Here is a 24,234-nt window from a genome sequence, read left to right as displayed (position 1 = left end):
GTTCAAGACGGTCGGAGGGACCTGTATATGGCTGCCAATAGTACGCTCGCGGTGATGTCGCCTGAACAAGGCCTGTCGCGTTATCTGACGGAAATCCGCAAGTTTCCGATGCTCACCAAGGATGAGGAGTTCATGCTCGCCAAGCGTTGGTCCGAGCACCAGGACCCCGAAGCCGCCCACCGTCTCGTCACCTCGCACCTTCGTCTCGTGGCCAAGATCGCCATGGGTTATCGCGGCTACGGCCTGCCGATCGGCGAAGTCATTTCCGAGGGCAACGTCGGCCTCATGCAGGCCGTCAAGAAATTCGACGCCGACAAGGGTTTCCGCCTGGCGACCTACGCCATGTGGTGGATCCGCGCCTCGATCCAGGAATACATCCTGCGCAGCTGGTCGCTCGTGAAGATGGGCACCACCGCGGCGCAGAAGAAGCTTTTCTTCAACCTGCGCAAGGCCAAGAGCCAGATCTCGGCCTTCGAGGAAGGCGATCTGCATCCTGAACACCTCGCCGCCATCGCCACCAAACTGGGCGTGACGGAGGAAGAGGTCACCAACATGAACCGCCGTCTCGGCGGCGACGCCTCCCTGAACGCCCCTCTGCGCGCCGACGGCGAAAGCGAGTGGCAGGACTGGCTGGCCGACGACACGGCCGTGTCTCAGGAAACACAGCTCGCCGACGACGAGGAAAAGGGCATCCGCATGAGCCTGCTGCAAGAGGCCATGGAAGAGCTGACCGACCGTGAGAAGCACATCCTCACGGAACGTCGCCTCAAGGACGACCCGGTTACGCTGGAAGAGCTCGCCGGCCAGTACGGCGTTTCGCGCGAGCGCGTGCGTCAGATCGAGGTCCGCGCCTTTGAGAAGCTGCAAAAGGCCATGCGCGCCGCCGCTGAAGAGCGGAATCTGGTCGACGCCTAAGCAAGTCGGTCCGCTGCGCCTTCAACGGCGCGGCGGACGATCCATCATGACGCGCGCGCCACCGGCGCCGCTTCATTGGCCGCTCTCGCAGCCGTCACCACCGTGCCGATCGGCTGGGCCAGTCCCGCCTTCGTCACCTGACCGCTGGCCACATAGGCTTGCAGGGTCGCCACAGCCATCGCCAGCCGCGCGTCCGCCGTCTTGATGGCCAGACCGTTCAGCGTCTCGGCCTGTTGGCGAATGGCGCGCGTCGCCTGCGACGGATCCTGCTCAAACTGCGACATGGCCGAAACCAGGATTCGCGACGCCTGATCGCGGATTTCGGCAGGACCGCCTCCGGCCGCGCCATCGCTGCGGCGCTTGCGGGCGCCTGAATATTCGCCTGAGTTGAACCGGCGACGATCCGGCCCGACATAGCCGACCGCCTCGATCCAGGGCCGGGGCTTCAACGTCACATTCTCGACCCGCTTGAACAGGTCGCCCGTGGTGAACGGCTTTCTCAGGAACTCGTGGATGCCGGCGTCGCGCGCGCCCTTGATCGCCGCAGCGGTCGCCTCGCCCGTCACCATGATGATCGGCGACATGCGGCACGACATGCTGGAGCGCCGAATGCGCCGCGCCAGCGTCTCGCCGTTCAGCTTGTCTCCGGACCGTTCTGTGAAGATCACGCCTGGCTCGACGTCACGCAGCAGCTCGAGCGCGCGTTCTTCGTCACCCTCTGAATAGACCTCGCGCGCACCCATGCCCTTGACGATGTCCGTCAGCAGTCGCGCCGACGACAGGTTGGCGTCCACGATGACTACCCGACGAAGCGACGGCTCCATGCGGCTTATGGTTCTGGCGTTTGCGGCGAACACATCAGACTCCGAGATTGGAGCCATTATCCTTACCGCCGACGGGTTAAGACCTGTTGAATAGGTCTTTCTGCGTAGTCCGCCGCCTCACGCCGCCCCTTCCAAAGCCTCAGCCCTGGAACGGATCGCGCATCAGAATGGTGTCGTCGCGCTCGGGGCTGGTCGACAGCAGGGCCACCGGCGCGCCGATCAATTCCTCGATCCGGCGCACATATTTGATGGCGTTGGCGTTGATGTCCTTGAAGCTGCGGACCCCGGCGGTGCTTTCGCTCCAGCCTTCCAGCTCCTCGAACACCGGCTCGGCCGCGCCCTGGGCCTTCAGGCTCGAGGGCAGATAATCCAGCACCTCGCCATCGACCTTATAGCCGACGCAGATCTTCAGCGTCTTCAACCCGTCCAGCACGTCCAGCTTGGTCAGGGCGATCCCGTCGATGCCGTTGATCGCCACCGACTGGCGCACCAACACGGCGTCGAACCAGCCGCAGCGGCGCGCGCGGCCGGTGTTCACCCCGACCTCGCGGCCCACAATCGCCAGATGCGCGCCGACTTCATCATCCAGTTCGCAGGCGAAGGGGCCTTCTCCGACGCGCGTCGTATAGGCCTTCACGATGCCCAGCACATAACCCACGCCGCGCGGTCCGATGCCCGACCCCGACGCCGCCTGGCCGGCCACCGTGTTGGAGCTGGTGACATAGGGATAGGTGCCGTGATCCACGTCCAGGAAGGCGCCCTGCGCTCCCTCGAACAGCACGCGCTTGCCGTCCTTCTGCGCCTGGTCCAGCACGCGCCAGGCCGGTTTCACATAGGGCAGGATCTTCGGCGCGATCTCCAGCAACTGCGCCAGCAGCGCGTCGGGGTCGATCGGCTCCAGCCCCAGACCGGCGCGCAGCGGATCGTGGTGCGAGCGCAGCCGGTCGATCTTGACCTTCAGATCGTCTTCATTGGCCAGATCGCAGACCCGAATGGCGCGACGCCCCACCTTGTCCTCATAGGCCGGACCGATGCCCCGCCCGGTCGTGCCGATCTTGGCGCCCGGCGCGCTGGCCGCCGCCTCGCGCGCCACGTCCAGCGCCGGGTGGATGGGCAGGATCAGGCAGGCGTTGTCCGCAACGGTCAGGATCTCAGGGCTGATCGCCACGCCTTGGGCGGCGATCTTCTCGATCTCGCCGACCAGATGCCAAGGATCGACGACCACGCCGTTGCCGATAATCGACGGCTTGCCCTGCACCACGCCGCTGGGCAGCAAAGCCAGCTTGTAGACCTTGCCGTCCACGACCAGCGTATGGCCCGCATTGTGACCGCCTTGGAACCGCACGACCATGTCGGCGCGGTTGGACAGCCAGTCCACGATCTTGCCCTTGCCCTCGTCGCCCCACTGGGCGCCGACCACCGCTACGTTCGCCAAAACCGTCTCTCCGCACTGGAATGCGGGCGCAGCCTATAGCGAGGGAATCGTCCGATGTCGTCCCGTCAGGCGGATTTATCCGACTTCGCCGACCGCCGTCTCGAACGCCCATTCCAGCCAGGGCGTCGCCGCAACCACATCGGCCGTCTCGACCGTGCAGCCGCACCATAGTCGAAGACCAGGCGGCGCATTGCGGTGCGGCTCCATGTCGAACACGGCCGCCTCGCCTTCCAGCAGGGCCTTGAACCGCATGACAAAGGCCTTCTGCGCCTTGTCGTCCAAGGCCGCGATCCGCGCATCGGTGAACTTCAGGCAAACCGAGGTCGTCGATCGGATCTCCGGTCGATCCGGCAGGAAGGCGATCCAGTCGGTGCGCTCCACCCATTGCGCCAACGCGGCGTAGTTGGCGTCTGTCCGCCGGATCAGTTCGCTCAATCCGCCGATGTCCTTCGCCCAGCCCAGGGCGTCGATCCAGTCTTCGATGGTCAGGATCGAGAAGGTGTTGATCGCCACCCCGTCCGCCAGCGCCCGATCGAACCGTCCCTTGCCGTCGGTCAGCCGCAGCAGTTTCGGAATCGCCCGATCCGGTCGGAATGTATCCAGCCGCTCGACCGCGCGCGGCGACAGCACCATCACCCCGATACCCGCCTCGCCGCCCAGCGCCTTCTGGAAGCTGAAGGTCACGACATCCAGCTTGTCGAACGGCAGCGGCATGGCGAAGGCGGCGGAGGTCGCGTCGCAGATCGCCAGCCCCTCGCGATCGTCGGCGATCCAGTCGGCGTCCGGCACCCGCACGCCCGAGGTCGTGCCGTTCCACGGGAACACCACGTCCTTGGACCAGTCGGCCTGGCTCAGATCAGGCAGTTCGCCCCACGGCGCCGTCAGCGCCTCGGGCTCCAGCCCCAGATGATCCTTCACGTCCGCCAGCCAGGTCAGACCGAAGTTCTCGAACGCCACGACCTGCACTGGCCGCGCGCCCAGCATCCCCCACAGCGCCGCCTCGACCGCGCCTGTGTCAGACCCCGGCGTATACAGCATCACATGGCTGTCAGGCACTTCCAGCACCTCGCGCGTCAGCCGCAGGCCATGCGCGAACCGCTCCACCACCTCCGGCGCGCGGATGCCGCGTCCCAGCAGATCGGACGGCAATCCGCCCAGCGCATAGCCCGGCCGCTTCGCCGTCGGCCCCGCCGAAAACCACGGCCGCGCCGGCTTCACATCAGGCTTCGTGCTCATGCTCTCTTCCTTTGGCCCTGCCGCGCTTCACGCGGCTTGAGCGCGCTCACCGCCCCGGCGTATAGGGCCGCTTGGCCCGCCAATCCTCGGCGAATTGGGTCAGTTCGGCGTCCGGCGCATCGGGCAGCGTCACCATCACCCGCGCCAGCAGATCGCCGCGCCTGCCTTGCGCAAACGCGCCGCGCCCCTTCAGCCTCAGCACCTTGCCCGAGTTCGATCCGGCCGGCAGCGTCATCTGCACCACGCCCTCCGGCGTCGGCACCCGCACCTTGGCGCCCAGCACCGCATCGGGCACCGACACCGGCAGGTCCATGGTCAGGTCCGCCCCGTCGCGCTTGTAGATGGGGTGCGGTTCGATCCTCAGTTCGATCAGGGCGTCGCCGTTCTCGGCCCCGCGCCCCGGCGATCCCTGACCGCGCAGGCGGATCGTCTGGCCTTCCGACGCCCCCTTGGGAATGGTCACGTCCAGAGTGCGCCCGTCAGAGAACTGAATCCGCCGAGTCGCCCCGGCGATGGCGTCTTCCAGACTGATGTCCAGCGTCGCCTTCACGTCCTGACCGCGTGAGGTGAAGTCCCGCGCGCCGCGCTGACGCCCGCCCCCGCCGAACATGCCGAACAACTCGTCCAGATCGACGCCTTCGAAGTTGGCCCGGCCGCCCGGCCCGCCGCCTTGTCCGAACGGATTGCCGCCCTGGCCGAACGGGCTGCCGCCGGCGCGACCGCCCCCGCCGAAGCCGCGGTACTGTTCGTTGCCGTCGCCGTCGATCTGGCCGGCGTCGTATTTGGCGCGCTTTTCCTTGTCGCCCAGGATGTCGAAGGCCGCCGTCACCCGCTTGAACTTGTCCTCGGTGATCTTGTCGCCGGGGTTCTTGTCGGGATGCAGCTCCTTGGCGAGCTTGCGATACGCCTTCTTGACCTCGTCCGCGCTCGCGCCCTTCGAAACGCCCAGTTCCTTGTAGGGGTCGCCTGCCACGTCCGTTGTCGCTCCAGCTGAAAAAGGTCGAGAGGCCGTCAGTTAAGCCATGCCCCGCCCCGCGCAAAGGGCTGGACCGGCCCTATTTCGTCAGACCCGCCGGATTTCCGCCTCCACCTCTGCTTCTGAGCCCCACCCGAACCCCTCACCCCATTGCGCCACGGCGATCCGCGCCGTCGCTGTCACGCCTTCTGGGAAGTCCGCCGCCATGTCGGCCGCAGAATAGGATGCCGACAGCCCCTCGACCTCCATCGTCCGAGCCAAGAGGTCATGATCAAACACGCGCAGCCGGAACCGCATCGGATCGACCGCTGTCGGTTCCCCATCCCAGCCATCGCCGAACAGGCGCACGCGCGGGAGTCCATCCAATCTTCAGACCCTCGGCCGACGTCTCGACCGTCAGACCAGACGGCGACCACGGCCGATCATGTACGCCCCTCGCCACGAACAGAGTCTCGCTGAACCCCGCACCGCCCGGCGCTGCGCCAGCCGGTCCCGCGCGACAGACCAGCGGCAGTCCTCGCTCGCCCCGCCCCATCTCCGCGCGCACCAGCCGGTCGTCCAGAAACACCACGACGGACCCCGCCATCGCGCCCGCCCGCATCTCGACCTCGGTCCCCTGCTGCCCGCGCAACAGACCCGTCAGCCGCCACGTCCCCGGCCCGACCAAAACCGCCGACCGATACTGCACGATCTCCCACCCCACGGCCATCTCGACCGCCAGCGCATTGCCGCCGCCCAGCAACGCCGCCTCGACCGCGCTTTCCGGCGCCTCGCCCTCGACCCGCACCACCACGGCGTTGGCCTCGTCCCAACGGTGCCGCACCCCCGGCCCAAGCGCCTCGACCAGCACCCCGACCGTCGCCGGCGTCTCCACATCACCCCTCGCCGTCAGAGTCTCAGCGGTCGGCCCCGCATGCAGCCGCATCGTCCGCCACGGTTCGGCCGCCACGGCGATCAAGGGCCGTGCGTCCGCCTCGCCGCCGATCAAGGGCGGCAAGTCCAACACCTTCAGGAAAGGAGCCCCGATCACCGTCGGAGTCTCGCCCCCGCGCCAGACGCCGTCATCCTCGACCGCCCGCCGAGCCGTCACCGGCTCCAGCACCGCTGACGGCGTCTCGTCCGACGTGACACGCGTCACCCGCCAGTCGTCCGATCGACCCTCCAGCCGCACCCCGTCACCCGGCTCCAGCCGCAAGGCCTCCAGCGGCCCCAGCGCCAGCGTCTTCGCCTCCACGCCCTCGCCATCCAGCGCCCGCTGCGCCGCCGCCTTCGCCAGTCCGCCGCCGCACACCAGCGGCAAGTCCAGATCGACCCCGCCCGCCGTCGCCGCCGCATCGTCCGACCGCACGACCACCGCACCGGTCTGATAGTCCGCCGTCTCGTCGATGAACCGCACCCGCGCCTCGCCCGCCCTGGGCTCCAGCGTCCGCGTCGCCGTTTCCGCCGCCCCGTCATGGGGCAGGGCCAGCGCCTCGCCAGCGATCTCGACCACCGTCTCCACCCGCCCCAGGACTGCGACCTTCCCGCCGCGTTCGGCCGCCACGGCGTCGAACGCGGCCAGCAGCGGCTCCAGCGCATCGCGCGTCCGCATCGGCCGGTCGATGACATAGCCGGCCGCCGCCCCCTCGACGCCCTCGATCGCCATCTCGTCAGGCGACAATCCGCCTCGCGCCAGCACCGCCTCGACCAGATCGCGCCCGTCGCCGGCCAGCCGTCCATTCAGCCAATGCCCGGCGCGCCACGCCCCTGCGTCGGCCCAGACATCGCCCCGCGCCGGAAACGCCGGATAGGGCCGCGCGTCCCAGCACCAAGCGTCCGCCGCCTCCAGCATTCGCCCGCCATAAACCGCGGACACCGGATTGTTCTCAGCCGTCGCATAATGCCCCAGCACCGCCTCCAGCGCCGCCCGCTGCACCGCGTCGTCGCGCGCGCCCGTTGATCCCGGCGGCAGTCGGCTCTCGCTGCTCTTCGCATCCTGAAACAGGTTCGGCGCATTGCCGCCCCGGTCCACCGCCGCGCAGCCGAACTCCGACAGCCGCACCGGCTTCATCCCCGGAATCCAGGCCGTCGACACAGCGCTCCGCACCCCGCCCGGTCGGTCATGGTGCCGGTTCGACCACCAGCCTTTCAGGTCCTTAGGCCGAAACACCCAGTCCTCGCCATGCGCCCCGTCGACGATGGGCGTTCTCACCTGCCCCGCCCGATCCGCTTCGCTGGCGTAAGACCAGTCGAACCCGTCCCCGCCCGCGACGCCCGCCGCCAGATAGGCCGGCTCCGCCGCGCCGCCGAACGTCGCCGCATCGACCCCGCCGTCCCCCGCTCTCCAGTCCGTCAGCGGCGGATACCAGTCGATCGACACATGATCGATGGTCGCATCGGCCCACAGCGGGTCCAGGTGAAACACCACCTCCCCGCCCGACTGCCGCCCGAAATATTCGCTCCAGTCCGCCGCATAGGACAGTTTCACCCCCGGCCCGACCACCGTCCGACACTCCGCCGCCAGCGCCCGGAACTGATCGACCGCCGGAAAACCGCCGGCCGCATCCCGCGTCCAGGTCACGCCCCTCATCTCCGACCCGATCAACAGGCCGTCCGCCCCCTCCTCGGCCGCGATCCGGGCATAGTGCAGCGCCATCCGCCGCAAGCCCCAGCCGTCCGTCCCGCCGAACAGCGCCCCGATCTCCGCTGTCGCTCCGGACCCGTCCACGCCTGCCACCCGTCCGCGCCACGGATAGCCGGGGCAGTCCATGAAGACGAAGGGATACAGGGTCACCTCGAGCCCCCGCGCCTTCAGCTCGCGGATCGCCTGCCGCACGCTCTCATCCGACGGCGTCCCGCCATAGGCCGGCGCCCCATCCACCTGACTGACCTCATAGGCCTCATCGCGCGCGACGCCCGCCACGGACCAGACCCGCGGTTCGGTCGGCTTCTCGCGCCGCTCCACCCCCGGCCGCACGACGCAATGCCCGGCCCTCAGGTCGCTACCAAACCACCCGACCACCAGGCTGACCCGCTTCAGGTTCGGCAGTTGCGCCTGAAGTTGATCCAACGACACGATCAGGTCCGCCCGGCCCTCGCCATTGTGCGCATTCTCCGCCGTCGTCCGCGTCAGCCCCTCGCGGCGCACCACCGCCTCGGTCGCCAGGGCGAACTCCCCCGCGCCGGGGATCAGGCACACCCCTTCCAGCCGGTCCTCCAGCCGCGCCGTCTGTCCGCGCGGTCGCCGGAACACCTCGAAGCTCAGTTGCGGAACCCGATCCCCGAACGGCCCCAGCGGCAAATTCTCAAACACCACATAGGCCGTCCCGCGATACGCCGGCGCATCCTCCTCGACCGCCTCGATCAGCGGGTCCGCCGTCTGGTCCTCGCCCCCGCGATGCACCCGCATCACCACGCCGGTCATGTCCATCAGCCGCCCGTCGGCCCAGACCCGCCCGACCTCGTCGATCTCGCCCTCGCAAAGCGCCACTGCGAAGCTCAGCGAATAGACATAGTCGGTCGTCTTCGGACCGCCCTTGCCCGCCCGGCCCATGTTTTTGCCTTCCAGGAACCGCGCCGCCCAGATCACCTGACCGGTCACCCGCGCCCGTCCAAAGACGCAGGCCATCGGCGCGCCTTCCGCCGTGCCCTGGACCTTCAGTGTCTCCAGCCTCGGCCCCACCTGCCGCGCCGGACCCAGCGAGCCCACCACCCGATTGTCGATCGCCCGCCCAAGGGTCGAGCCGATCACCCGCCCGACCGGCCCGCCGACCGACTGCCCGACCGCGCTCAAAACGACTTGCGCCATGCCTTTAAACTCCGTCATCCTCGGTCAACGAGGCGGCGCACGCCGCCAAGGCCGAACCGGGGACAGGAAACCGGAACACGGCCGCCAGCCGTCTTCGCCACCAGACGCCCATCCAGCTTTCGACCACCGCCCGTCCCCAATAGGCGTGGATCATCCTCGGCTCCGGTCCGTCGAGGTCGCTCAGAATGGCGCAGTGCTTCACCGCCGCCCCCGGCGACATGCGAAACAGCAACACATCCCCCGCCCGCATCTGATCGACCGCAACCGGCCGCATCCACCGCCCCGCCGCCTCCAGCAGCGTCTCGCGCCCGCCGACCTCGGCCCAGTCGGCCGAATAGGCCGGCAAGACTTCGGGCTCCTCGCCCACCACCTCGCGCCACACCCCGCGCACCAGACCCAGACAGTCCGCGCCCACGCCCTTGATGCTGGCCTGATGCCGATACGGCGTGCCGAGCCAGGACCGGGCGGACACCACCACCGCACTCCCGCTCACCGCCGGCTCCCGCCGTCGTTTCGCGCACTTCCGGCCGGATAGGCCGTCAGGAAGTCGTCCCCCGGCACATCCGGAAATCCGCGAAAGTTCGCCCCATTCCCGAACGTCCCGACGCAGGTCTCCCACCGCTTGTCGCAGACCCGCCCCGCCAGCGCCGCGACCCGGCACCTCTGGTCTCCCAGTCGCGCATCGCACATCCGCCCATAGGTCCGCCCGACCACTCGCTCCAGCTTCGCCAAGGGTCCCTCAAGCTCGGCGACGAAGCCTCCTGCGCTCAAGCAGCCCGCAGGGCGATAGCGCGACAAAGAGCCCTGGCGCCGGATCTTCGCCAGCGCCCCCGACCACAAACGCACCTTCAGATCCGGCCGCGCCCAGTCCGCGCGCCACAGTTCGACCGTCGCCTTGTCGAACAGACCCGCCGCCACATCCGCTTCCGTGATCGCCGCGTCATTCAGCACGCCCGCCGCCGAAACCGACCCCGCCGCCAGCCCGACCGCGCTCTCGCCCGCCCCCGCCGTCCAACCGCTCGCCGCCCGGCAGACGACCCCGTCCACCACCAGGTCCCGGTCGTGATCGGTGAACCCCATTACCACGCCGTCGGCTCGCTCCAGCCGCCAGACATGGCAAAGCGTCGCCGCCCCGCTCTCGATTCGGGCAGCCATTTCGTTCGGTATGTCGCGCATGGCTCAGACCCGAACCTCGATCAGCGGAACCGCCGCCATCCGTCCGGCCTCGAAGCTCTCCAGCGTCGTCTCGATCTGATCGCTGTCGAACCGCACCGGCGTGTCGAACTGAAACCCCGCCGTCACGCTGACACCCGCCTCCGGCGCGCGCTCCAGCGTCCCCCGCCCGGTCACGAGATCGACCATAAAAGCCGTCGTCTCGACACCGCCCAGCGCCACCCGCACCGATCCCCCTACCGGCTTGGCGATCGGCCGCTCCACATCGCCGTAGCGCTTCACCAGATCGAACGCGGTCCGAACCCCATCGCCCACGCCCAGCCCCTGATCCTCCGCCGAGACCACCCCGCCCGGCGCGCACGACTTGAAGTCGCCGAAGTCCTTGAACCGGAACCCGTACAGCCGCCCCCGCCGCGCCTCGAAGAAGGCGACCAGCTCGGCCATGTCGTCCAGCGACCTCAGGTTCGCCCCGATCAGATACCGCCTGCGCCCCAGCGCCCAGGGCGTCGATCGCCGCTCAAACCCCGACGCCAGCGTCGTGATCTCCGTCCGACGCTCCACCCCGCCGGTCGAACCGAACGCCAGCCGCGCAGGCAGGCGCACCTCGTGAAAGGCGTCCATCAACACTCTCCTGTTGTGCAATGCCGCCCGCCCGGTCCACACCTTGGCGGCGGCGCCGACGCCGCGTCTTTGCGAGACACGGCCTTGCGCGGCGAAATTCTCAGCTACGATCCGATGACCGGCGAGGGGTTGATCAGCGGCGACGACCTGCAGCGATACGCCTTCACCTCGACCTCCGCGGGTCTCGAGCCCGGCCGCCGCGTCGATTTCGTGGTTCAGGACAACCAGGCGCTCAGCCTTATGGTTCTGCGCGACGGTCCGCTGCCGCCTGCCGTCTATCCGCCCGAACCGGACCTGGGCCTATGGGGCTATTTCGTCCGCTGCATCACCGACCTCTATATCGAGGGCCACGGCCGGGCGCGGCGAAAGGAATACTGGTCCTTCGCCCTGTTCCACTTCCTGATCCTGATGCTCGCCTTCATGCCGATCATCGGTCTGGCCGTCCTCGACGCCGAGGCCGGCTACGATATGGAGGCCTGGGGCGTCGCCTGGATCTGCATCGTCGCCCTGGTCTATTTCGCGCTGATTGTTCCCTACGTCTGCGTCACCATCCGCCGCTTCCACGATGTCGGGCTCAGCGGCTGGCTGATCCTGATCGGCCTCGTCCCATATGTCGGGGGCCTGTTCACCTTCATCATCAGCCTCCTGCCCTCGCAACCCGACGCGAACGTCCACGGTGCGCCGCCGAAGGGATCGCCCGCATTACAAACGCGTCAGGATCGGCCAGCTTGACCTTTTCGGGTTGCTGGGATTGCACGGGTCGGCGATGTTGCCGTCGCGCCGGACCTGGCGCCAGTCATGGAGATCTCAGTGCGCGGTGAAATTCTCAGCTACGACGCCACGACCGGCGTCGGTCTGATCAGCGGCGACGACGGCGCCCGTTACGACTTCACCTCGGCCGCGCTGCAATCGCCGGCCGTGCCCGCCGCCGGCGTCCGCGTCGACTTCGTCCCCGAAGGCGCCGCCGCCACCCAGATCCTGATTCTGGCGGGTTCGCCCACCACCACCGGCGTCGCCGGCGGTTACGCCAGCTCGACCTCGACCGCCGTCGCCGGCTTTGACTGGCAGAAACTATTCCTGTCCTTCGAGGGCCGCATCCGCCGCAGCCATTTCTGGATCGGCTGGCTGATCCTGCTGGGCGTCAACGTCGTCATCAGTTGGATCCCGATCATCAACCTGTTCGGCCTGGTCCTAATATGGCCCAACCTGGCCATTTCGGTGAAGCGCCTTCACGACATGGGCAAGACCGGCTGGCTGATCGCCATTCCCTGGGTCGGCTCGGTCATCGCCTTCGTCGCCGGCTTCGCCATGATGATCGCCGGCGCCGTCGCCAACGGCTATGCCGAGGACTATTACGAGAGCAATCCCGCCGCCGTCTTCGCCCTGATGGGCCCGGCCATCGGCCTGTTCGCCATCGCCGGTCTGCTGGGCCTGGCCTTCCTGCTGTGGATCGGCATCGCCGACAGCCAGAAGGGCGAAAACCGCTTCGGCCCGAACCCCAAGGGCGAATAAGCCTCATCGCCGATCGACCTCAGCGCCGCCCCGTCCTCGACGGGGCGGCGTTTTCACATCCGCCTGGCGCCCAGGCTGACGGCCCGCGCCAGCATCTGGGCGATCTGCGCCTCGGACCGCAGCAGGGCCGGCGCCCCGCCGTCCACCGCCACATTGACCGTCACGCCCCCGCCGCCGACCGGCCCGATCTCTCCGCCCGTCGCCGGTCGAAACACCTCCGGCCCGCGCTCGCCGACCAGATAGGCTACACCGCCCAGCACCAGCCCGCCGTCCGCCCGCGCCCCGCCGAAGCTGGACATCACCGACTGGATCGCCGCGCTCAACCCGCCGCCGTTCGCTCCGGCCGCCGCATTGACGGCGTTCAGCACCGCCCGCGCCAGTTCGGCCAGCGACACCTCCCCGTCCGCCGCCGCCCGCGCCAGCGATCGCGTCAGGCTGTCGCCCGCCCGCCCAAACGCCGCCTCGATGGCGTCCGCCGCCTCCTGCGCCGGCGCCTTCAACGCCTCCAGCGCCGCCCCGGCTTCGGCCGCTCTCACCGCGACCTGATCGATCCCGTCTCGCCCGAACTCATCCGCCATCCGGCCAACCCTCCATCAATCGCGCCAGCCCCTCGCGTCCCAAAGGCGCCGTGCCGCGCGGCGCCTGCGTCAACATCCGCCACTCCCTCAGCGACAGCCGCCAGAACGCCTCGGGCGCCACGCCCATCGCCGCCGCCAGCCGCAACATCTCGCCCCACGGCGTCATCGTGCAGCGGCCGCAAACGCCTGCGCCACCGCCACCGCCGCCTCGCGCGGATCGACCGCCGCCACCTCCGGCTCGACCTCACCGCCGCCGCGCAAGACCGCCGCCAGCACCACCATCAGATCCCGCGCCGACAGCGTCTTCATTCGCTCTGCGACCGCCGCCATCCCGTCGACGCCCAGCCCCGTCTCGATCTCCGCCAGCGCCCCCAGCGTCAGACAGGCCCGACGCCGCGCGCCGGCCAGGATCACCGCGGCCTCGCCCCGCACGCCGTTCATATCGCGCTGAACCCGATGGCCCCGGCGCTGGCCAGGCTCAGCGCGAACGTCGCCTCCCCCTCGTGCTCGCCGGCGTATTCCAGCGCCGCCACCAGGAAGGGCCCCTCCAGCACGCCGAAGTCCGGCACGATCAGCCGCCACCGCTTCGCCGCCTGATCGAAGAAGGCCTCGCGCACTAGGGCGTCCGACGCCGCATCGCGAAAGACGTCCTGCCCCGACACCGCCGCCGACTTCACGCCCGCGCCGGCCAGCAGCTCGCGCCACCGCCCGGCGCTGTCGCCGTCGGTCGCATCCACCGTCTTGGCGTTCAACGAGATCGTCCGCGCCCTCAACCCTGCCACCGTCGTGAACACGCCCGGCGCGCCCTCGATCTTCAGCAGCATTTCCTTGCCGGCCTGTGCCGTCATCCGTCTTCTCCCACTTCCTCTCTTACTGCCCTCAGCCGGCCTGACCCGCATCCGCCACGGTTGGATATGTCAGAAAGCCCTTGGGCTTGTTCACACCGTCGCCGTTGACGAAGGCGGCCGTCTCCTGCGCCGCAAATGCGTCCTCGACCTCGGCCGCCAGCCATTCGTCCAGATCGACCATGGCGTCGTCCAGCAGGGCCTGGGTCGCCGCCGGATTGGCGTACAGATCGGCCGACGGAAACTCCAGCAGGGCCAGTGTCGCCGGGTCCGTCTCGGGCCGCGCGGCCGTCTCCGCCACCCAGCCCGAGGCCACGCCCGCCGTCGAGACCGGCTTCCTGAACACGCCCGCCGCCACCGTGCGCACCGTGGCGATCTCGCGCATCGGACTGGCCGCCATCAGACGCCGCTCGATGGCCCGCTCGGTCTCATACGGCTCGACATAGCCGCCCGAGGTGGCGCCGCCGACAGACCGGCCTTGACCTCCAGCGCGCCGGACTGGCCCGTCTTCAGATAGCCGTCCCACGCCGCTTTCGCCTCGGGCGCAGATGCGGGCTCCACCGGCTCGCCTCCAATCACCGGACGACGGCTCTGGCTCATCACCCGATCCAGCCGCGCCTGGGCCGAGGCGACCGCCTGGTCGATGCGCGCCACCTTCTCCTCCAGCAGCACATCGGCCGCCGCCTTCTTCTCGATCTCGCCCAACCGGGCGTCGTTCGTCCCTTTGAACGCCTCGAACGCCGCCATCATCTCGCGCACGACATCGCGCGCCTCGGGCTGGCCCGAAGCCTGTTTGGTCTCTTTTATGGTGTCTCCTGCTGAAACGATCCTCCCCCGCGATGCGGGGGAGGGGGACCGCCGAAGGCGGTGGAGGGAGCGGCCGCGTCGCGACCTTCCCATTTCGCGAGCGGCCGACATCGGCCGCCCGAAACCTGTGATTGCGGCGGCTTCAGGCGACCGCTAGGCTCGCCTCATGCCCGCGCCGATCTTCGTCGAAGCCGATCTCTACAGCCCGCTGCTTCATGCAGCCGCGCTGATCCTCTTCGCGGTCCTCTTCCCGCCCGGCACGCTTTCAGCAGGGCCACGACGTGTGGCCCGCTGGCCATGGGCGGCGGCCATCGGCCTTCCGGTCATCGTCTACACGATTGCCGATATCGTCCTGACTGCCCTGCATCGCGGCGCCGAGGCTGAGGGCAAAAGCGGCCTGCCCTACCGCGCGGCGCAGATCGCCATACTCGTCCTGATCCTCGGCATCGTGGTTTTGATGCTGCGTCGCAACGCTGCATCCAAGTCGTCCTAGCGCCCCATGTCCCACCTGACGCCCCTGGAAAGCGCCGTCATGGACGCCATGATCTGGCAGATGGGCGACAGCGTCCCGGACCTGCGCGCACAGGTCGCCGCCAGTTCGCCGGGCCTGCGTCGCAACACCGGCGCCGGCCTCTATTCCCAGATCGTCGTCGATGCGGACCGCGCGATCGCCAACCCGGACGCCACCGGCCTGTTCGGCACGGTCCATGTCATGGTCGCCGGCCTGCCCGACCCCGTCGGCTTCCAGATCGAGCTGCGCCAAGGACGGCTGACGGCCCTGCATGGCCAGAGCTATGGCCAGGACACCCGCGCCATCGACTTCTCGACCACCGCCTTCGAAGAGGTCTTCACCGTCGACGAAGCCGGCCGCTCGATCCTGTTCCGTCCCGCCCGGCGCACGCCAGATCCGATCCCGCCCAGGCCAAAACCCGCCCGACCGGCCGCTGCACCCGCCGCCCAGGCCACGCCGCAAAAGCAATCCAGACCCGCGCCCCATCCGGCATCCAAGCCCTCCGATCACGCCCTGCCGTCCGCCGCCGCCTCGCCGGGCCTGGCCGAGATCATCGCCGGCCTGTCCAACCCCACGGCCTCGCGCGGCGGCCAGCTGGCCCTGGTCTATCTCGGCGCCTATGCGCTGGCGGCCGTGTTCATCTTGTTCGCCCACCTCGTGCTGCACGTCGGCTGGATCTTCGGCCTGGTGCTCGCCGGCTGGGCTTTGCGCTATCTCCACGGCAAGAAGGGCCGCGCCCAGATGGCCGCCCTCGCCGAAACCCTCGACCGCAACGGCGCTTTCCAGGCCCTCAAGCCAAACTGAAACCCGCGCTTGGCAGCAACGGCAAACGTTGCGACACTCTACTGCGCCGACATAAGGGCTCACCTAATGAGCACCGGCTAAACAAGATGAATGATCGAATGACCCGTCTATTGCTCGCCGTACTGATGGTGGTCACGGCAGGTTTAGTCTGCGATATCGACAGAGTGTTAGCCCAAGACGCAGAATGCTATGACGCCGAAGTCTCGGCTCGCATCTCGTCGCAAACACCGACCGTGTTCCCCGATTGTCTTGACGATTGCATCGTAATCAGTTGGCCATGGATAGTTGATCTAGACGTCAGCCGAACTCACTTTGGCGATGTCCGCCGCGGAAGCCTGACCGTTCTGGCTGTGCTGCACACAGGCTACCGCGACGATCTTGGCTCGCGTCGCTGGAAGCTGCGGCGCAACGACTTGGGCGGCTTCAATCTCCTTCGCGGCGCGGAAAACCTGAAAAACAGATGTGCCGACGATCAACCGCCAGCAACAGCTTACATCAAACCGCCTGATGGCCAGACACTCGAAGACCTCCGCCGCATGGGTCGTGAGCGTTACGATCGCAACAACTGAACCGCGCCCCCGGCAGCATCGGGAAGGTCACCAGCGACACTTCCCACAGCTCGACCCCGCTCAGCACCCTTAAGCGTCCCTGACGCCGCGCCCGCGCCGTGCGGTAGCCGATCGACAGCCCATCCAGCGCTCCGGCCCGGCTCAGGGCCCCGGCGAACCGCGCCTCGGCCGACCAGTCCTCGATCCGGCCCCGCACGAACAGGCCGCGCGCATCCTCGACGATCTGTTCCCAGCCCCCGACCGGCGCCCGTGCATCGTGCTGGTTCAGCATCCGCACCCCTGCCGCGCCCGTCCTGGCCAGAATGTCCGCAAACGCGCCCGCCTGCACCACGTCCCCGTTCAGATCCGCCACGCCCTACAGCGAGGCGTAGCCTTCGATTTGAAGGGGTGAGTGGTGAGTCGTGACTCGTGAATGCTTCTGTCGAGTCACCAATCGCGATTCACCACTCACGTCCCACCCTCCAACCTACGCTCGATCCGCTCCACGGCGGCCGCCGTCGCCTCGCCCTGGACCTCCAGCCGCGCCAACCGTTCGGCGACCAGCCTCTGTTCCCCGACACGCTGCTCCAGCGTCGCGATCCGCGCGGCGGCGCCCCCGGCCCAGACCAGGCCGCCTATCGTTTGAACGGCGAGAGCTACAGCCAAGGATGAAAGCAATCTTGAATTGCCTATCTTCAATCTCCGATTGCTTTAGTTAACATTGTTCTTTAAGTACAGCACATGACCTCCACGCCATGCGCCGCCCTTGCCGCCGGAAAATGCCTTGAGCTTCGGTACGACGGCTTTTCCCGTCTTGTTGAAGTTCACGCTGCCGGATGGACCAATGACGGCAACGCCATAATGCGCATTTGGCAAGTGAGTGGCGGCAGCGTCAGTGGTGAGAAGGTCGGATGGAAGTTCATGAGGCTCGACAAGAGTTTCAGCATGCATCTTTCCGATGAGGCTCCGAAGGCTCCTCGCCCGGGCTATAAGCGGGGCGACTCGGCAATGGCGACAATCGACTGCGAGGTCTGAAACCTCCGCAGTTGCATGGCCCTTTGGGCAGAGCCGGCTCGTTGTAAACGGCACAGTCGGACCAATGCATTTGATCCGCGTCGTTGTCCTTATTGGTCATGCCCCCAACCCCGCCATCCGCCGACGCTCTTCGTCGGTCAGGAAGCTCGCCGCCTCCAGCCGCGCCCACAGGGCGTCCCGCTCGGGCTGCAGCGCCGAGACTGCATCCAGGTCCGCCCGGATCTCGCACCCCGCGAATCGCTCGCCCAGCCAGCCCGTCATCGCCCCGGCCGCCTTCCGCACCAGCGGGATCACCGTCTGTCGCCAGAAGGCCGCATTGGCCTCGCGATAGTTGGCGTAGGTCGCATCGCCCGGAATCCCCAGCAGCTGCGGCGGAACCCCGAAGGCAAGGGCGATCTCGCGCGCCGCCGCATGTTTGCCGGCCGTAAAATCCATCTCCGCCGGCGTCAGGCTCAGCGGCTTCCAGTCCATCCCGCCTTCCAGCAGGATCGGCCGTCCGGCATTGGTCGCCCCGGCATAGACGGTCGACAACTGATCCTTCAGCGCCTCGAACTGTCCGTCCGTCAGCCGCTCGCCGTTCCTCGCCCCATAGACCAGCGCCCCCGACGGCCGCGCGGCATTGTCCAGCAGCGCCTTGTTCCAGGCGCCGGCCGCATTGTGCGCATCCACGCCTTGCGCCGCCGCCTCCAGCGGCGACAGCCCGTACCAGTCGTCCAGCGGGTGCCATAGCTTCAGGTGCATCACCGGCGCCCAGCCGTCCGCCGCGCGCCCGATCCGCACCGACCGTCCGTCTACGGAGTAATCCCACGCTTCGGGCCAGCCCGACCGGCCCGGAACCACCTTCACCCGATCCGACCGCAGCGCCCACAGCTCGTCCGGCGCCCCGTCCCCGTCCGCATCGCCGGTCGCCTCGACATAGGCGTTGCCCGACACCTGCAGCGCGCCATAGACCGCCTCCATCAGCTCCGCCCCCGACTGTTCGGGATTGGGCCGTCGGATCAATTTCGCCAGCGGATGATCCTCGCTTCGCACCCCGTCCACGAACACCGCGAACGGCGCCGACGCCGCCGCCTCGGCGATCATGCGGATGCAGCGATAGGCCACGGCATTCTTCTGATACCCCTCGCGCGCCAGACTGGCGTAGTCGTTGGGCGTCCACCGCGGCCGCCCCACCCCCGACAAGGCGATCACCCCGCCCGCCCGGCTCTCCTTGCCCTCAGGCGCGCGCACGCGCCCCGCCTGGCCGAAAGGCCACCGGATCGAAACCATCGCAATCTCCTTTTCATATCCTCGCCCGCCAGCGGGGGAGGAGGACCGCGTAGCGGTGGAGGGGGCGACGGCGCGCTCTGCGAACCGTCTCACACCCAACCCGTTTCCGCCCCCTCCACCACGCTTCGCGCGGTCCCCCTCCCCGTGCCGCTACACGGCTCGGGGGAGGATTTTCAAAAGTGGTCGCTCCACCCACACATGCACGACTGCCCCCGCCGCCAGACTGGCGACCACGGTCACCACCACCACCCCATCCCCCGGCAGGGCGACCATCCCGCTCTCGAACATCCGCCCCAAGGCCCGGATGACCAGCACATGGACCAGATAGATCGAATAGGACGCATCCCCCATGAAGGCCGCCGCCCGCCCCAACCGCCCCGGCGCCCGGTCCGTCCGCTCCATCCGCACCACGCCGAACACCAGCAGGGCGCCGGGCAGCCCCCAGACCGCTGCCCGCCTCAACCCGTTCCACGGATCGTTCAGCGCCCGCACATCGTCGATGCCGCCATAGCCGACCACCAGGCCCAGCCCGAACCCGAGCATCGCCAGACCGACCGCCCACAGCCCCAACCGAGGCGGCGCCGACCGCCACACCCAGGCGATCCCCACGCCCAGCAGAAACTCCAGAATGATCGGCGCGCCCCAGAACCTCAGAACCGGCGCCGCCACGACCAATCCGGCCGCCAGCATCGCCGCATAGGCCCCGACCAGCCCCCAGCCGACCCGCCGGCCGCCCGCTATCGCCAGCCCAAACCCGGCGTAGAACAGCATTTCGAAACACAGGGTCCACCCCGGCCCCAGCGCCGGAAACGTCATCTCCAATCCGCTGAACGGCCAGAACAGGAACGTGGCCGCCGCCACCTCCGGGCTCAGCGTCCCGCCCCGCGCCATGCCGATCAGGATCGGCAGCGACAGCAGCCAGTAGATCGGCGCCACCCGCCGAAACCGCCGCCACAGGAAGGCCCCGGCCGCGCCTACGCGCGTCTGACCCTGCGTCGTCGTGGCGATGATGAAGCCGCTGATGACGAAGAACACGTCCACGCCCACGGCGCCGAAATTCTCCAGCGTCCCACCGGCCAGCGCGGTCTCCAGCCCCAGCCGCGTCCCGGCCAGATCCACGGCGTGCGTGACGACCACCGCCGTCGCCGCCGCGAACCGCAGCGCCTGCACCCCGTGGAACCGCTCCCCCATCCGCCACGGTTACCACCGCGCGAGAACGGACGACAACCTCAGATCGTCACCCGCGCCCGCACAGCCTCTGCGATCCTCGCCTGCCCCGCCGCATTGGGATGGACGGAATCGAACATCAGCCCGCCGGCGAAGCTGCCGCCGAACAGGGCCGTCCCATCGATGGGCGCCGCCAGCCCTCGCGTCGCCGCCACCTCGAACACCGTGTCCCGCAACGCGGCTTGCGCGGCATAGCTCGCCTTGCCCTGGGCCGGGTCCGACGGACATCCGGTCATCAGCAGCACGTCCCCGTCGTCAGGCACCGATCCACCAGCGTCCCCAGCCCGGCCTTGTAGGTCGCGACCGCCGTCCCCGCGTTCCAGTCGTTGATGGTCAGGCACACGACCGACAGATCAGGCGCCGCCGCCGGAATCGACCCATAGGCCCGGTACGGCTGATCCGTCGTGATCCAGTCCGCGATCCGGGCCCCGCCCCATCCGGCGTTGATCACCCGGGCCCGACGCACGTCCGACCGCCATGCGACCCCGCCCCCGATGAACACCGCCCCGCCCGAGGCCCAACGCACGCTCACCGGCCCGGTCGTCTCGGGGAAGGCCACGGTCGTGACCTCCATCGACGCCGCCTTGGTGGTGCTGACCGTCGCCCGCACTGCGCCGTCCGTCTCGACCGTCAGCACCCCCAGCGCGGTATTGGTCACGGCCCACAGGTCGAACCGATCCACCGGCCCGTCGGGCTGAAAACTCCACACGCCCGGTGACGACGCCGCACCCGAGAACAGCTTGCCGCCCATCCCGGTCAGGGTGTTGACGCCCCACCCGGCGCCCAGAGTCACGCGCGGATCATAGGCGAAGTAGCCCTCGCTCGCCCCATCCGCCGCACCCGCCCCCGCGACCGACGCCGCCGAGGCCGGCAGCCCCCGCCCGCTCATCATCGCCGCCAGCCGTTCGGGCCAGGCGCTCGCCCGACCGTTCGGCGTCCAGCCGCCGGAGACCGCGCCATAGCCTTGGGTCACGCTGTCGCCGATGCACAGCAGCCGTGCCTCGCGCCCGCCCGCCTGCATGGTCCTGACCGCCGCCGACCAGACGGGCAGGTCGGGCGCGGAGAACTGCGCCCGACCAAGACACCGGCCAGCACCCCGCCCGGCGCCGCCGTCGCCGCTCCGATCTCGAGACCCGACATCAGTCGAAGGCCGCCACGATCTGCGTCGCCGTCGTGCCGGTCGCCAGCACCCGGCGCACCTGCATCGGCAACCACCCCACCGGATGATTGGCGAAGGTCACGACATCCCCATCCTCAACCCCGACCGTCAGCACACGGACATTGCCCGCCCCGCCGACATACAGCGCCTTGGCGTAGGTCGTCAGATCGGCCGCATCGCTGGGCGTGACCGCCGCCGCGCGCCTCGCCGGTCCGCCCGCGTCGCGCCCATGATTCAGCAATCCGTCCCGCTCGGGAATGGCCGGCATATCGTCTCTCCTGTCGTTGAAATCTTGAGGCTCTAAAGTCCCCGCAACCGCGGTCCCGCCGACTGCGGCCCCAGCATCAGCCGCGTGATCGCCCACACCAGGGCGTCGGCCCGATCCGGGCTGGGTCCGCCCTCGCTGCCCAGCGCCAGCATCTCTTCCTCCAGCGCCGGGAAGGCGTCGCAGTGGACCACCCGCCCCTGTTCATAGGGCAGGGCCACCGGCTCGGCCCGCGCCGCCTTGGACCGCGAGGCGTGGACCATCTCGATCCGACAGGGACACGCGCTGATGGACAGAACCGAGCGCACCATGTCGCCGCCCTGATTGCTCTCAGCGACCACCTCGTGCGCGCCGAACTCGTGCGCCGCCGCGCTGACCGCCCCGCCCCAGCTCTGGGGCGAGCGTCCCTGAACGGTCCAGTCGGCCAGCACGAAGGCCTGGCGACCTTTTCGCCCCACCACCACGATGCCGCAGGCGTCTCCGGTCGCGGTCGCCGGCGGATCGACCGCCACGACGATCCGGTCCAGTTCGGCCGGCCTTGCGCCCCTGGCCCGTTTCAGGTCCGCGATGCGGAACAGGGCGCCCTCGCCCTCGACCACCACGCCTTCCAGTTCCTGCGCCGCCAGTCGCGTCCCGCCATAGACGTCGTTCAGATGCGCCAGAAAGCCGGGCGACAGGTTCTGCGCGTTCAGCGCCGTCGCCGCACGCTCCGTCACCGTGCCGGCCTCGGCCATCAACCGCCTCAGCGCCGGGATCGGCCGGGGCGTCGTCGTCACCGCCAGCAGCGGCGAGGCCCCCAGCCGCAAACCGAATCTCAGGTTCGACAGCACCAGCTCCGGCCGTCGCCAGGCGCAGAATTCGTCCGCCCAGGCCGCATGAAACTGCGGCCCCCTCAGACTGTCGGGATCCTCGGCCGAAAACGCATAGGCCGCCGACTGATTTTTCCACACCAGCCGACGCCGCCCAGCTTCCCAACGCGGCCGGTCGCCCGGCTCCGCCAGCGCCTTGATCCCCGACGCCCCCTCCACCATCACCTCGCGCACGTCGTGCAGGGCGGGGCCGACCAGGGCCAGGGTGATGCCGGGCAGCTTTCGCGCCATCTTGTCGATCCAGACCGACCCGGCGAAGGTCTTGCCCGACCCCCGTCCCCCCAACAGCAGCCAAGTCCTAAGGTCGAGGTCACGCGGCTTGTGTTGGTGCTCCAGCAGCCGCGCATGATTGCGCTTCAGCCTTAGCTCGCGCCCGTTCAGCTGCTTCAGCATCCTTTCTCTCGATGATGCCGTCGATCCGCTCGTATTCGACGAGCAACTCTCGTCGGATTCGCTCGTCCTCGGCGGGGTCGTAGGTTCGTCCACCCATCTCGTCCTCTTCGTTGTCGCTCAGGCACAGCAGTCGCATCGCCTCGACCGCCTTGGCCGACCGCGCGATCACCCCGATCTGGCGCGCGACCTTCTCGGCGACGGCGGCGTCCTTGACGTCCGTCTCGCAGACGCTCTTGGCCGTCTCCTCGATCTTGGCCTTCATCATCAGGAACAGGGGCTCCATCCACCCTGCGCAGGACGCAGCCGTCTCGCGCGCGCCGCCGCAGCCGCCCTCTTCGTCTTCCCGATTTCCCGTCATGCCCAAATCATAGCGGACCAGCGTCCTCAGGCCGGAAGAACGCCCACATAGTTCGCCAATGGCTTGTTTTCGCAGCCTTTCAACCAGCGTCATTGCGCTGGCTAGGGGGTGCTACCCTATCGCTCCCGGCCGCGTTCGACCGTCCATTCCGGCGCCTCGAAATCCAGCGCATCTTCCGGCTCGGCCAGCGACAGCTCCGAAATCGTCTGGCCCCGCACCGACACGCCCGCCGTATGCACCGTCTCGCGACTGCCCGAGATCAGATGATGCCATTTGGCCAGCGGCCGCCCCTCATGCAGCCGGCGATAGGCGCACGACTTAGGCATCCACTCCAACGCCTCGATATTGCCGGGCGTCAGCTTGATGCAGTCCGGCACATGGGCCTTGCGGTTCGCATAGTCCGAACAGGCGCAAGCCTCGGGGTCGAACAGCTTGCAATGCACCCGCGTCGGAATGACCTCGCCCGTATCCTCGTCCTCGAACCGGATCACGCAGCACAGCCCGCACCCGTCGCACAGCCACTCCCACTCGGAGGGCGACATCTCGGCCAGGGTCTTGGTTTCCCAGTAGGGCGCCATCAGATCCTCCCCCGCCTGCGGGGGAGGGGGACCGCGTAGCGGTGGAGGGGGCGGACGCCGCACCACGCGCGGCGCATCCCCTTGCCAAAAGCACAGCTTGTGATGGTGATACGCTCCATGAGAGCGCCGGTCCTTACCCAAAAACGCGCCAGAAGTCTCCGCCGGTCGATGTCTTTGCCGGAAGTCCTGATCTGGCAACGTATTCGAGGCCACGGCTTTCGTCGCCAGCACGCTTTAGGCGTGTTCATTCTCGACTTCTACCGCGCCAAAGACCGCCTCTGCATCGAAATCGACGGCCAGCAACACGACCTCGCGCGTGACGCCAGACGCGACGCCTGGCTTGCCGACAAGGATGTCCGCACGATCCGCATCCCCGCCACCGCCGTCCTGAACGACCCAGACGCCGTCGCCGAATTTATTCTGTCCCTCTAGATCCTCCCCCGTTCACGGGGGAGGGGGACCGCGCGTAGCGTGGTGGAGGGGGCGGAAACAGACTGGGTGTGAATAGG

At 68.5% G+C, this 24,234-nt stretch carries 31 protein-coding genes and 1 pseudogene; 7 read left to right on the top strand and 25 right to left on the bottom strand.

Going from position 1 to position 24,234, the window contains the following annotated elements; translation table 11 throughout:
• Positions 1–27 precede the first annotated feature (27 nt).
• A complete protein-coding gene (gene rpoH, locus RT123_RS03355; protein WP_026108409.1) occupies positions 28–915 on the top strand; it encodes an RNA polymerase sigma factor RpoH in 888 nt (295 codons plus the stop codon).
• A 44-nt stretch (positions 916–959) separates the two neighbouring features.
• Here rpoH and RT123_RS03350 read toward each other — a convergent pair whose 3' ends face one another.
• The 9 genes from RT123_RS03350 to RT123_RS03310 all read right to left on the bottom strand — a co-directional run bounded on the left by RT123_RS03350 (position 960) and on the right by RT123_RS03310 (position 10,967).
• Positions 960–1,772, bottom strand: coding sequence for a response regulator (locus tag RT123_RS03350; protein ID WP_313007850.1), 813 nt, complete (start codon positions 1,770–1,772; stop codon positions 960–962).
• A 106-nt stretch (positions 1,773–1,878) separates the two neighbouring features.
• On the bottom strand, positions 1,879–3,174 hold the full coding sequence (locus RT123_RS03345; protein WP_313007849.1) for an adenylosuccinate synthase: 1,296 nt from the start codon (positions 3,172–3,174) through the stop codon (positions 1,879–1,881).
• A gap of 75 nt (positions 3,175–3,249) precedes the next feature.
• Positions 3,250–4,410: a phosphoserine transaminase gene (locus tag RT123_RS03340; protein ID WP_313007848.1), complete on the bottom strand. Its 1,161-nt coding sequence runs from the start codon at positions 4,408–4,410 to the stop codon at positions 3,250–3,252.
• Between the two features lie 46 nt (positions 4,411–4,456).
• Positions 4,457–5,383 (bottom strand): DnaJ C-terminal domain-containing protein, encoded by a 927-nt coding sequence (locus tag RT123_RS03335; protein ID WP_313007847.1) that lies wholly within the window; start codon positions 5,381–5,383, stop codon positions 4,457–4,459.
• Positions 5,384–5,473: 90 nt separating this feature from the next.
• Entirely contained in the window at positions 5,474–5,647 is a 174-nt protein-coding gene (locus RT123_RS03330) for a hypothetical protein (RefSeq protein WP_313007846.1), read from the bottom strand.
• Between the two features lie 10 nt (positions 5,648–5,657).
• A complete protein-coding gene (locus RT123_RS03325; RefSeq protein ID WP_313007845.1) occupies positions 5,658–9,173 on the bottom strand; it encodes a glycoside hydrolase/phage tail family protein in 3,516 nt (1,171 codons plus the stop codon).
• A gap of 4 nt (positions 9,174–9,177) precedes the next feature.
• Positions 9,178–9,666, bottom strand: coding sequence for an NlpC/P60 family protein (locus tag RT123_RS03320; protein ID WP_313007844.1), 489 nt, complete (start codon positions 9,664–9,666; stop codon positions 9,178–9,180).
• Positions 9,663–10,349 carry a DUF2163 domain-containing protein gene (locus tag RT123_RS03315; RefSeq protein ID WP_313007843.1) on the bottom strand — a complete coding sequence of 229 codons (687 nt, stop codon included), beginning with the start codon at positions 10,347–10,349 and terminating at the stop codon, positions 9,663–9,665. The genes RT123_RS03320 and RT123_RS03315 overlap by 4 nt, the downstream gene beginning before the upstream one ends.
• 3 nt (positions 10,350–10,352) lie before the next feature.
• Complete coding sequence (locus tag RT123_RS03310; protein WP_313007842.1) at positions 10,353–10,967, bottom strand: DUF2460 domain-containing protein; 615 nt, start codon at positions 10,965–10,967, stop codon at positions 10,353–10,355.
• Positions 10,968–11,051: 84 nt separating this feature from the next.
• On the opposite strand from RT123_RS03310, the gene RT123_RS03305 reads away from it, so the two are divergent.
• On the top strand, positions 11,052–11,699 hold the full coding sequence (locus tag RT123_RS03305) for a DUF805 domain-containing protein (protein WP_313007841.1): 648 nt from the start codon (positions 11,052–11,054) through the stop codon (positions 11,697–11,699).
• Positions 11,700–11,777: 78 nt separating this feature from the next.
• Positions 11,778–12,479 carry a DUF805 domain-containing protein gene (locus RT123_RS03300; protein WP_313007840.1) on the top strand — a complete coding sequence of 234 codons (702 nt, stop codon included), beginning with the start codon at positions 11,778–11,780 and terminating at the stop codon, positions 12,477–12,479.
• Positions 12,480–12,532: 53 nt separating this feature from the next.
• On the opposite strand, the gene RT123_RS03295 is transcribed toward RT123_RS03300, so the two are convergent.
• From RT123_RS03295 to RT123_RS03275, 5 genes and pseudogenes are all read right to left on the bottom strand, one after another.
• Complete coding sequence (locus tag RT123_RS03295; RefSeq protein WP_313007839.1) at positions 12,533–13,057, bottom strand: phage tail tape measure protein; 525 nt, start codon at positions 13,055–13,057, stop codon at positions 12,533–12,535.
• A complete protein-coding gene (locus tag RT123_RS03290) occupies positions 13,047–13,223 on the bottom strand; it encodes a phage tail assembly chaperone (protein WP_313007838.1) in 177 nt (58 codons plus the stop codon). The genes RT123_RS03295 and RT123_RS03290 overlap by 11 nt, the downstream gene beginning before the upstream one ends.
• Positions 13,220–13,498 carry a GTA-gp10 family protein gene (locus RT123_RS03285; protein WP_313007837.1) on the bottom strand — a complete coding sequence of 93 codons (279 nt, stop codon included), beginning with the start codon at positions 13,496–13,498 and terminating at the stop codon, positions 13,220–13,222. The genes RT123_RS03290 and RT123_RS03285 overlap by 4 nt, the downstream gene beginning before the upstream one ends.
• A complete protein-coding gene (locus RT123_RS03280; protein ID WP_313007836.1) occupies positions 13,495–13,905 on the bottom strand; it encodes a phage major tail protein, TP901-1 family in 411 nt (136 codons plus the stop codon). The genes RT123_RS03285 and RT123_RS03280 overlap by 4 nt, the downstream gene beginning before the upstream one ends.
• Positions 13,906–13,939: 34 nt before the next feature.
• Positions 13,940–14,709: pseudogene (locus RT123_RS03275) on the bottom strand (phage major capsid protein); the annotation flags it as partial.
• A gap of 166 nt (positions 14,710–14,875) precedes the next feature.
• Here RT123_RS03275 and RT123_RS03270 point away from each other — a divergent pair.
• From RT123_RS03270 to RT123_RS03260, 3 genes are all read left to right on the top strand, one after another.
• A complete protein-coding gene (locus RT123_RS03270; protein ID WP_313007835.1) occupies positions 14,876–15,202 on the top strand; it encodes a hypothetical protein in 327 nt (108 codons plus the stop codon).
• Positions 15,203–15,208: 6 nt separating this feature from the next.
• Positions 15,209–16,024, top strand: a complete 816-nt coding sequence (locus tag RT123_RS03265; protein ID WP_313007834.1) for a hypothetical protein — start codon at positions 15,209–15,211, stop codon at positions 16,022–16,024.
• A 98-nt stretch (positions 16,025–16,122) separates the two neighbouring features.
• A complete protein-coding gene (locus tag RT123_RS03260) occupies positions 16,123–16,593 on the top strand; it encodes a hypothetical protein (protein ID WP_313007833.1) in 471 nt (156 codons plus the stop codon).
• On the opposite strand, the gene RT123_RS03255 is transcribed toward RT123_RS03260, so the two are convergent.
• From RT123_RS03255 to RT123_RS03205, 11 genes are all read right to left on the bottom strand, one after another.
• Positions 16,520–16,945, bottom strand: coding sequence for an HK97 family phage prohead protease (locus RT123_RS03255; protein WP_313007832.1), 426 nt, complete (start codon positions 16,943–16,945; stop codon positions 16,520–16,522). The two genes, RT123_RS03260 and RT123_RS03255, sit on opposite strands and share 74 nt — an antisense overlap.
• A 95-nt stretch (positions 16,946–17,040) precedes the next feature.
• Positions 17,041–17,238, bottom strand: coding sequence for a hypothetical protein (locus tag RT123_RS03250; protein ID WP_313007831.1), 198 nt, complete (start codon positions 17,236–17,238; stop codon positions 17,041–17,043).
• A gap of 45 nt (positions 17,239–17,283) precedes the next feature.
• The gene (locus RT123_RS03245; protein WP_313007830.1) at positions 17,284–17,523 is read right to left on the bottom strand and encodes a hypothetical protein; all 240 of its coding nucleotides are present in this window, start codon (positions 17,521–17,523) and stop codon (positions 17,284–17,286) included.
• 180 nt (positions 17,524–17,703) lie between these two features.
• Positions 17,704–18,876, bottom strand: a complete 1,173-nt coding sequence (locus tag RT123_RS03240; RefSeq protein WP_313007829.1) for a phage portal protein — start codon at positions 18,874–18,876, stop codon at positions 17,704–17,706.
• Positions 18,877–19,026: 150 nt separating this feature from the next.
• Complete coding sequence (locus RT123_RS03235) at positions 19,027–20,067, bottom strand: acyltransferase (RefSeq protein ID WP_313007828.1); 1,041 nt, start codon at positions 20,065–20,067, stop codon at positions 19,027–19,029.
• Positions 20,068–20,105: 38 nt separating this feature from the next.
• Positions 20,106–20,348, bottom strand: a complete 243-nt coding sequence (locus RT123_RS03230) for a hypothetical protein (protein ID WP_313007827.1) — start codon at positions 20,346–20,348, stop codon at positions 20,106–20,108.
• On the bottom strand, positions 20,339–21,124 hold the full coding sequence (locus RT123_RS03225; RefSeq protein WP_313007825.1) for a hypothetical protein: 786 nt from the start codon (positions 21,122–21,124) through the stop codon (positions 20,339–20,341). The genes RT123_RS03230 and RT123_RS03225 overlap by 10 nt, the downstream gene beginning before the upstream one ends.
• A gap of 118 nt (positions 21,125–21,242) precedes the next feature.
• Positions 21,243–21,530, bottom strand: a complete 288-nt coding sequence (locus RT123_RS03220; RefSeq protein WP_313007824.1) for a hypothetical protein — start codon at positions 21,528–21,530, stop codon at positions 21,243–21,245.
• Positions 21,531–21,562: 32 nt separating this feature from the next.
• Positions 21,563–22,789 carry a terminase large subunit domain-containing protein gene (locus tag RT123_RS03215; RefSeq protein ID WP_313007823.1) on the bottom strand — a complete coding sequence of 409 codons (1,227 nt, stop codon included), beginning with the start codon at positions 22,787–22,789 and terminating at the stop codon, positions 21,563–21,565.
• Positions 22,707–23,147 (bottom strand): hypothetical protein, encoded by a 441-nt coding sequence (locus RT123_RS03210; RefSeq protein WP_313007821.1) that lies wholly within the window; start codon positions 23,145–23,147, stop codon positions 22,707–22,709. Before RT123_RS03210 ends, RT123_RS03215 begins: the two co-directional genes overlap by 83 nt.
• 116 nt (positions 23,148–23,263) lie before the next feature.
• Positions 23,264–23,725 carry a YcgN family cysteine cluster protein gene (locus RT123_RS03205; RefSeq protein WP_313007820.1) on the bottom strand — a complete coding sequence of 154 codons (462 nt, stop codon included), beginning with the start codon at positions 23,723–23,725 and terminating at the stop codon, positions 23,264–23,266.
• 168 nt (positions 23,726–23,893) lie between these two features.
• Here RT123_RS03205 and RT123_RS03200 point away from each other — a divergent pair, with 168 nt between their 5' ends.
• Positions 23,894–24,157 carry an endonuclease domain-containing protein gene (locus RT123_RS03200; RefSeq protein ID WP_409514885.1) on the top strand — a complete coding sequence of 88 codons (264 nt, stop codon included), beginning with the start codon at positions 23,894–23,896 and terminating at the stop codon, positions 24,155–24,157.
• The last annotated feature ends 77 nt before the right edge of the window (positions 24,158–24,234 follow it).

The sequence above is a fragment of the Brevundimonas vesicularis genome, assembly GCF_032067225.1.
Taxonomy (GTDB): Bacteria; Pseudomonadota; Alphaproteobacteria; order Caulobacterales; family Caulobacteraceae; genus Brevundimonas; species Brevundimonas vesicularis_F.
Note: the sequence above shows the minus strand (reverse complement) of the source record. Positions and strands in the feature narration are given on the sequence as shown.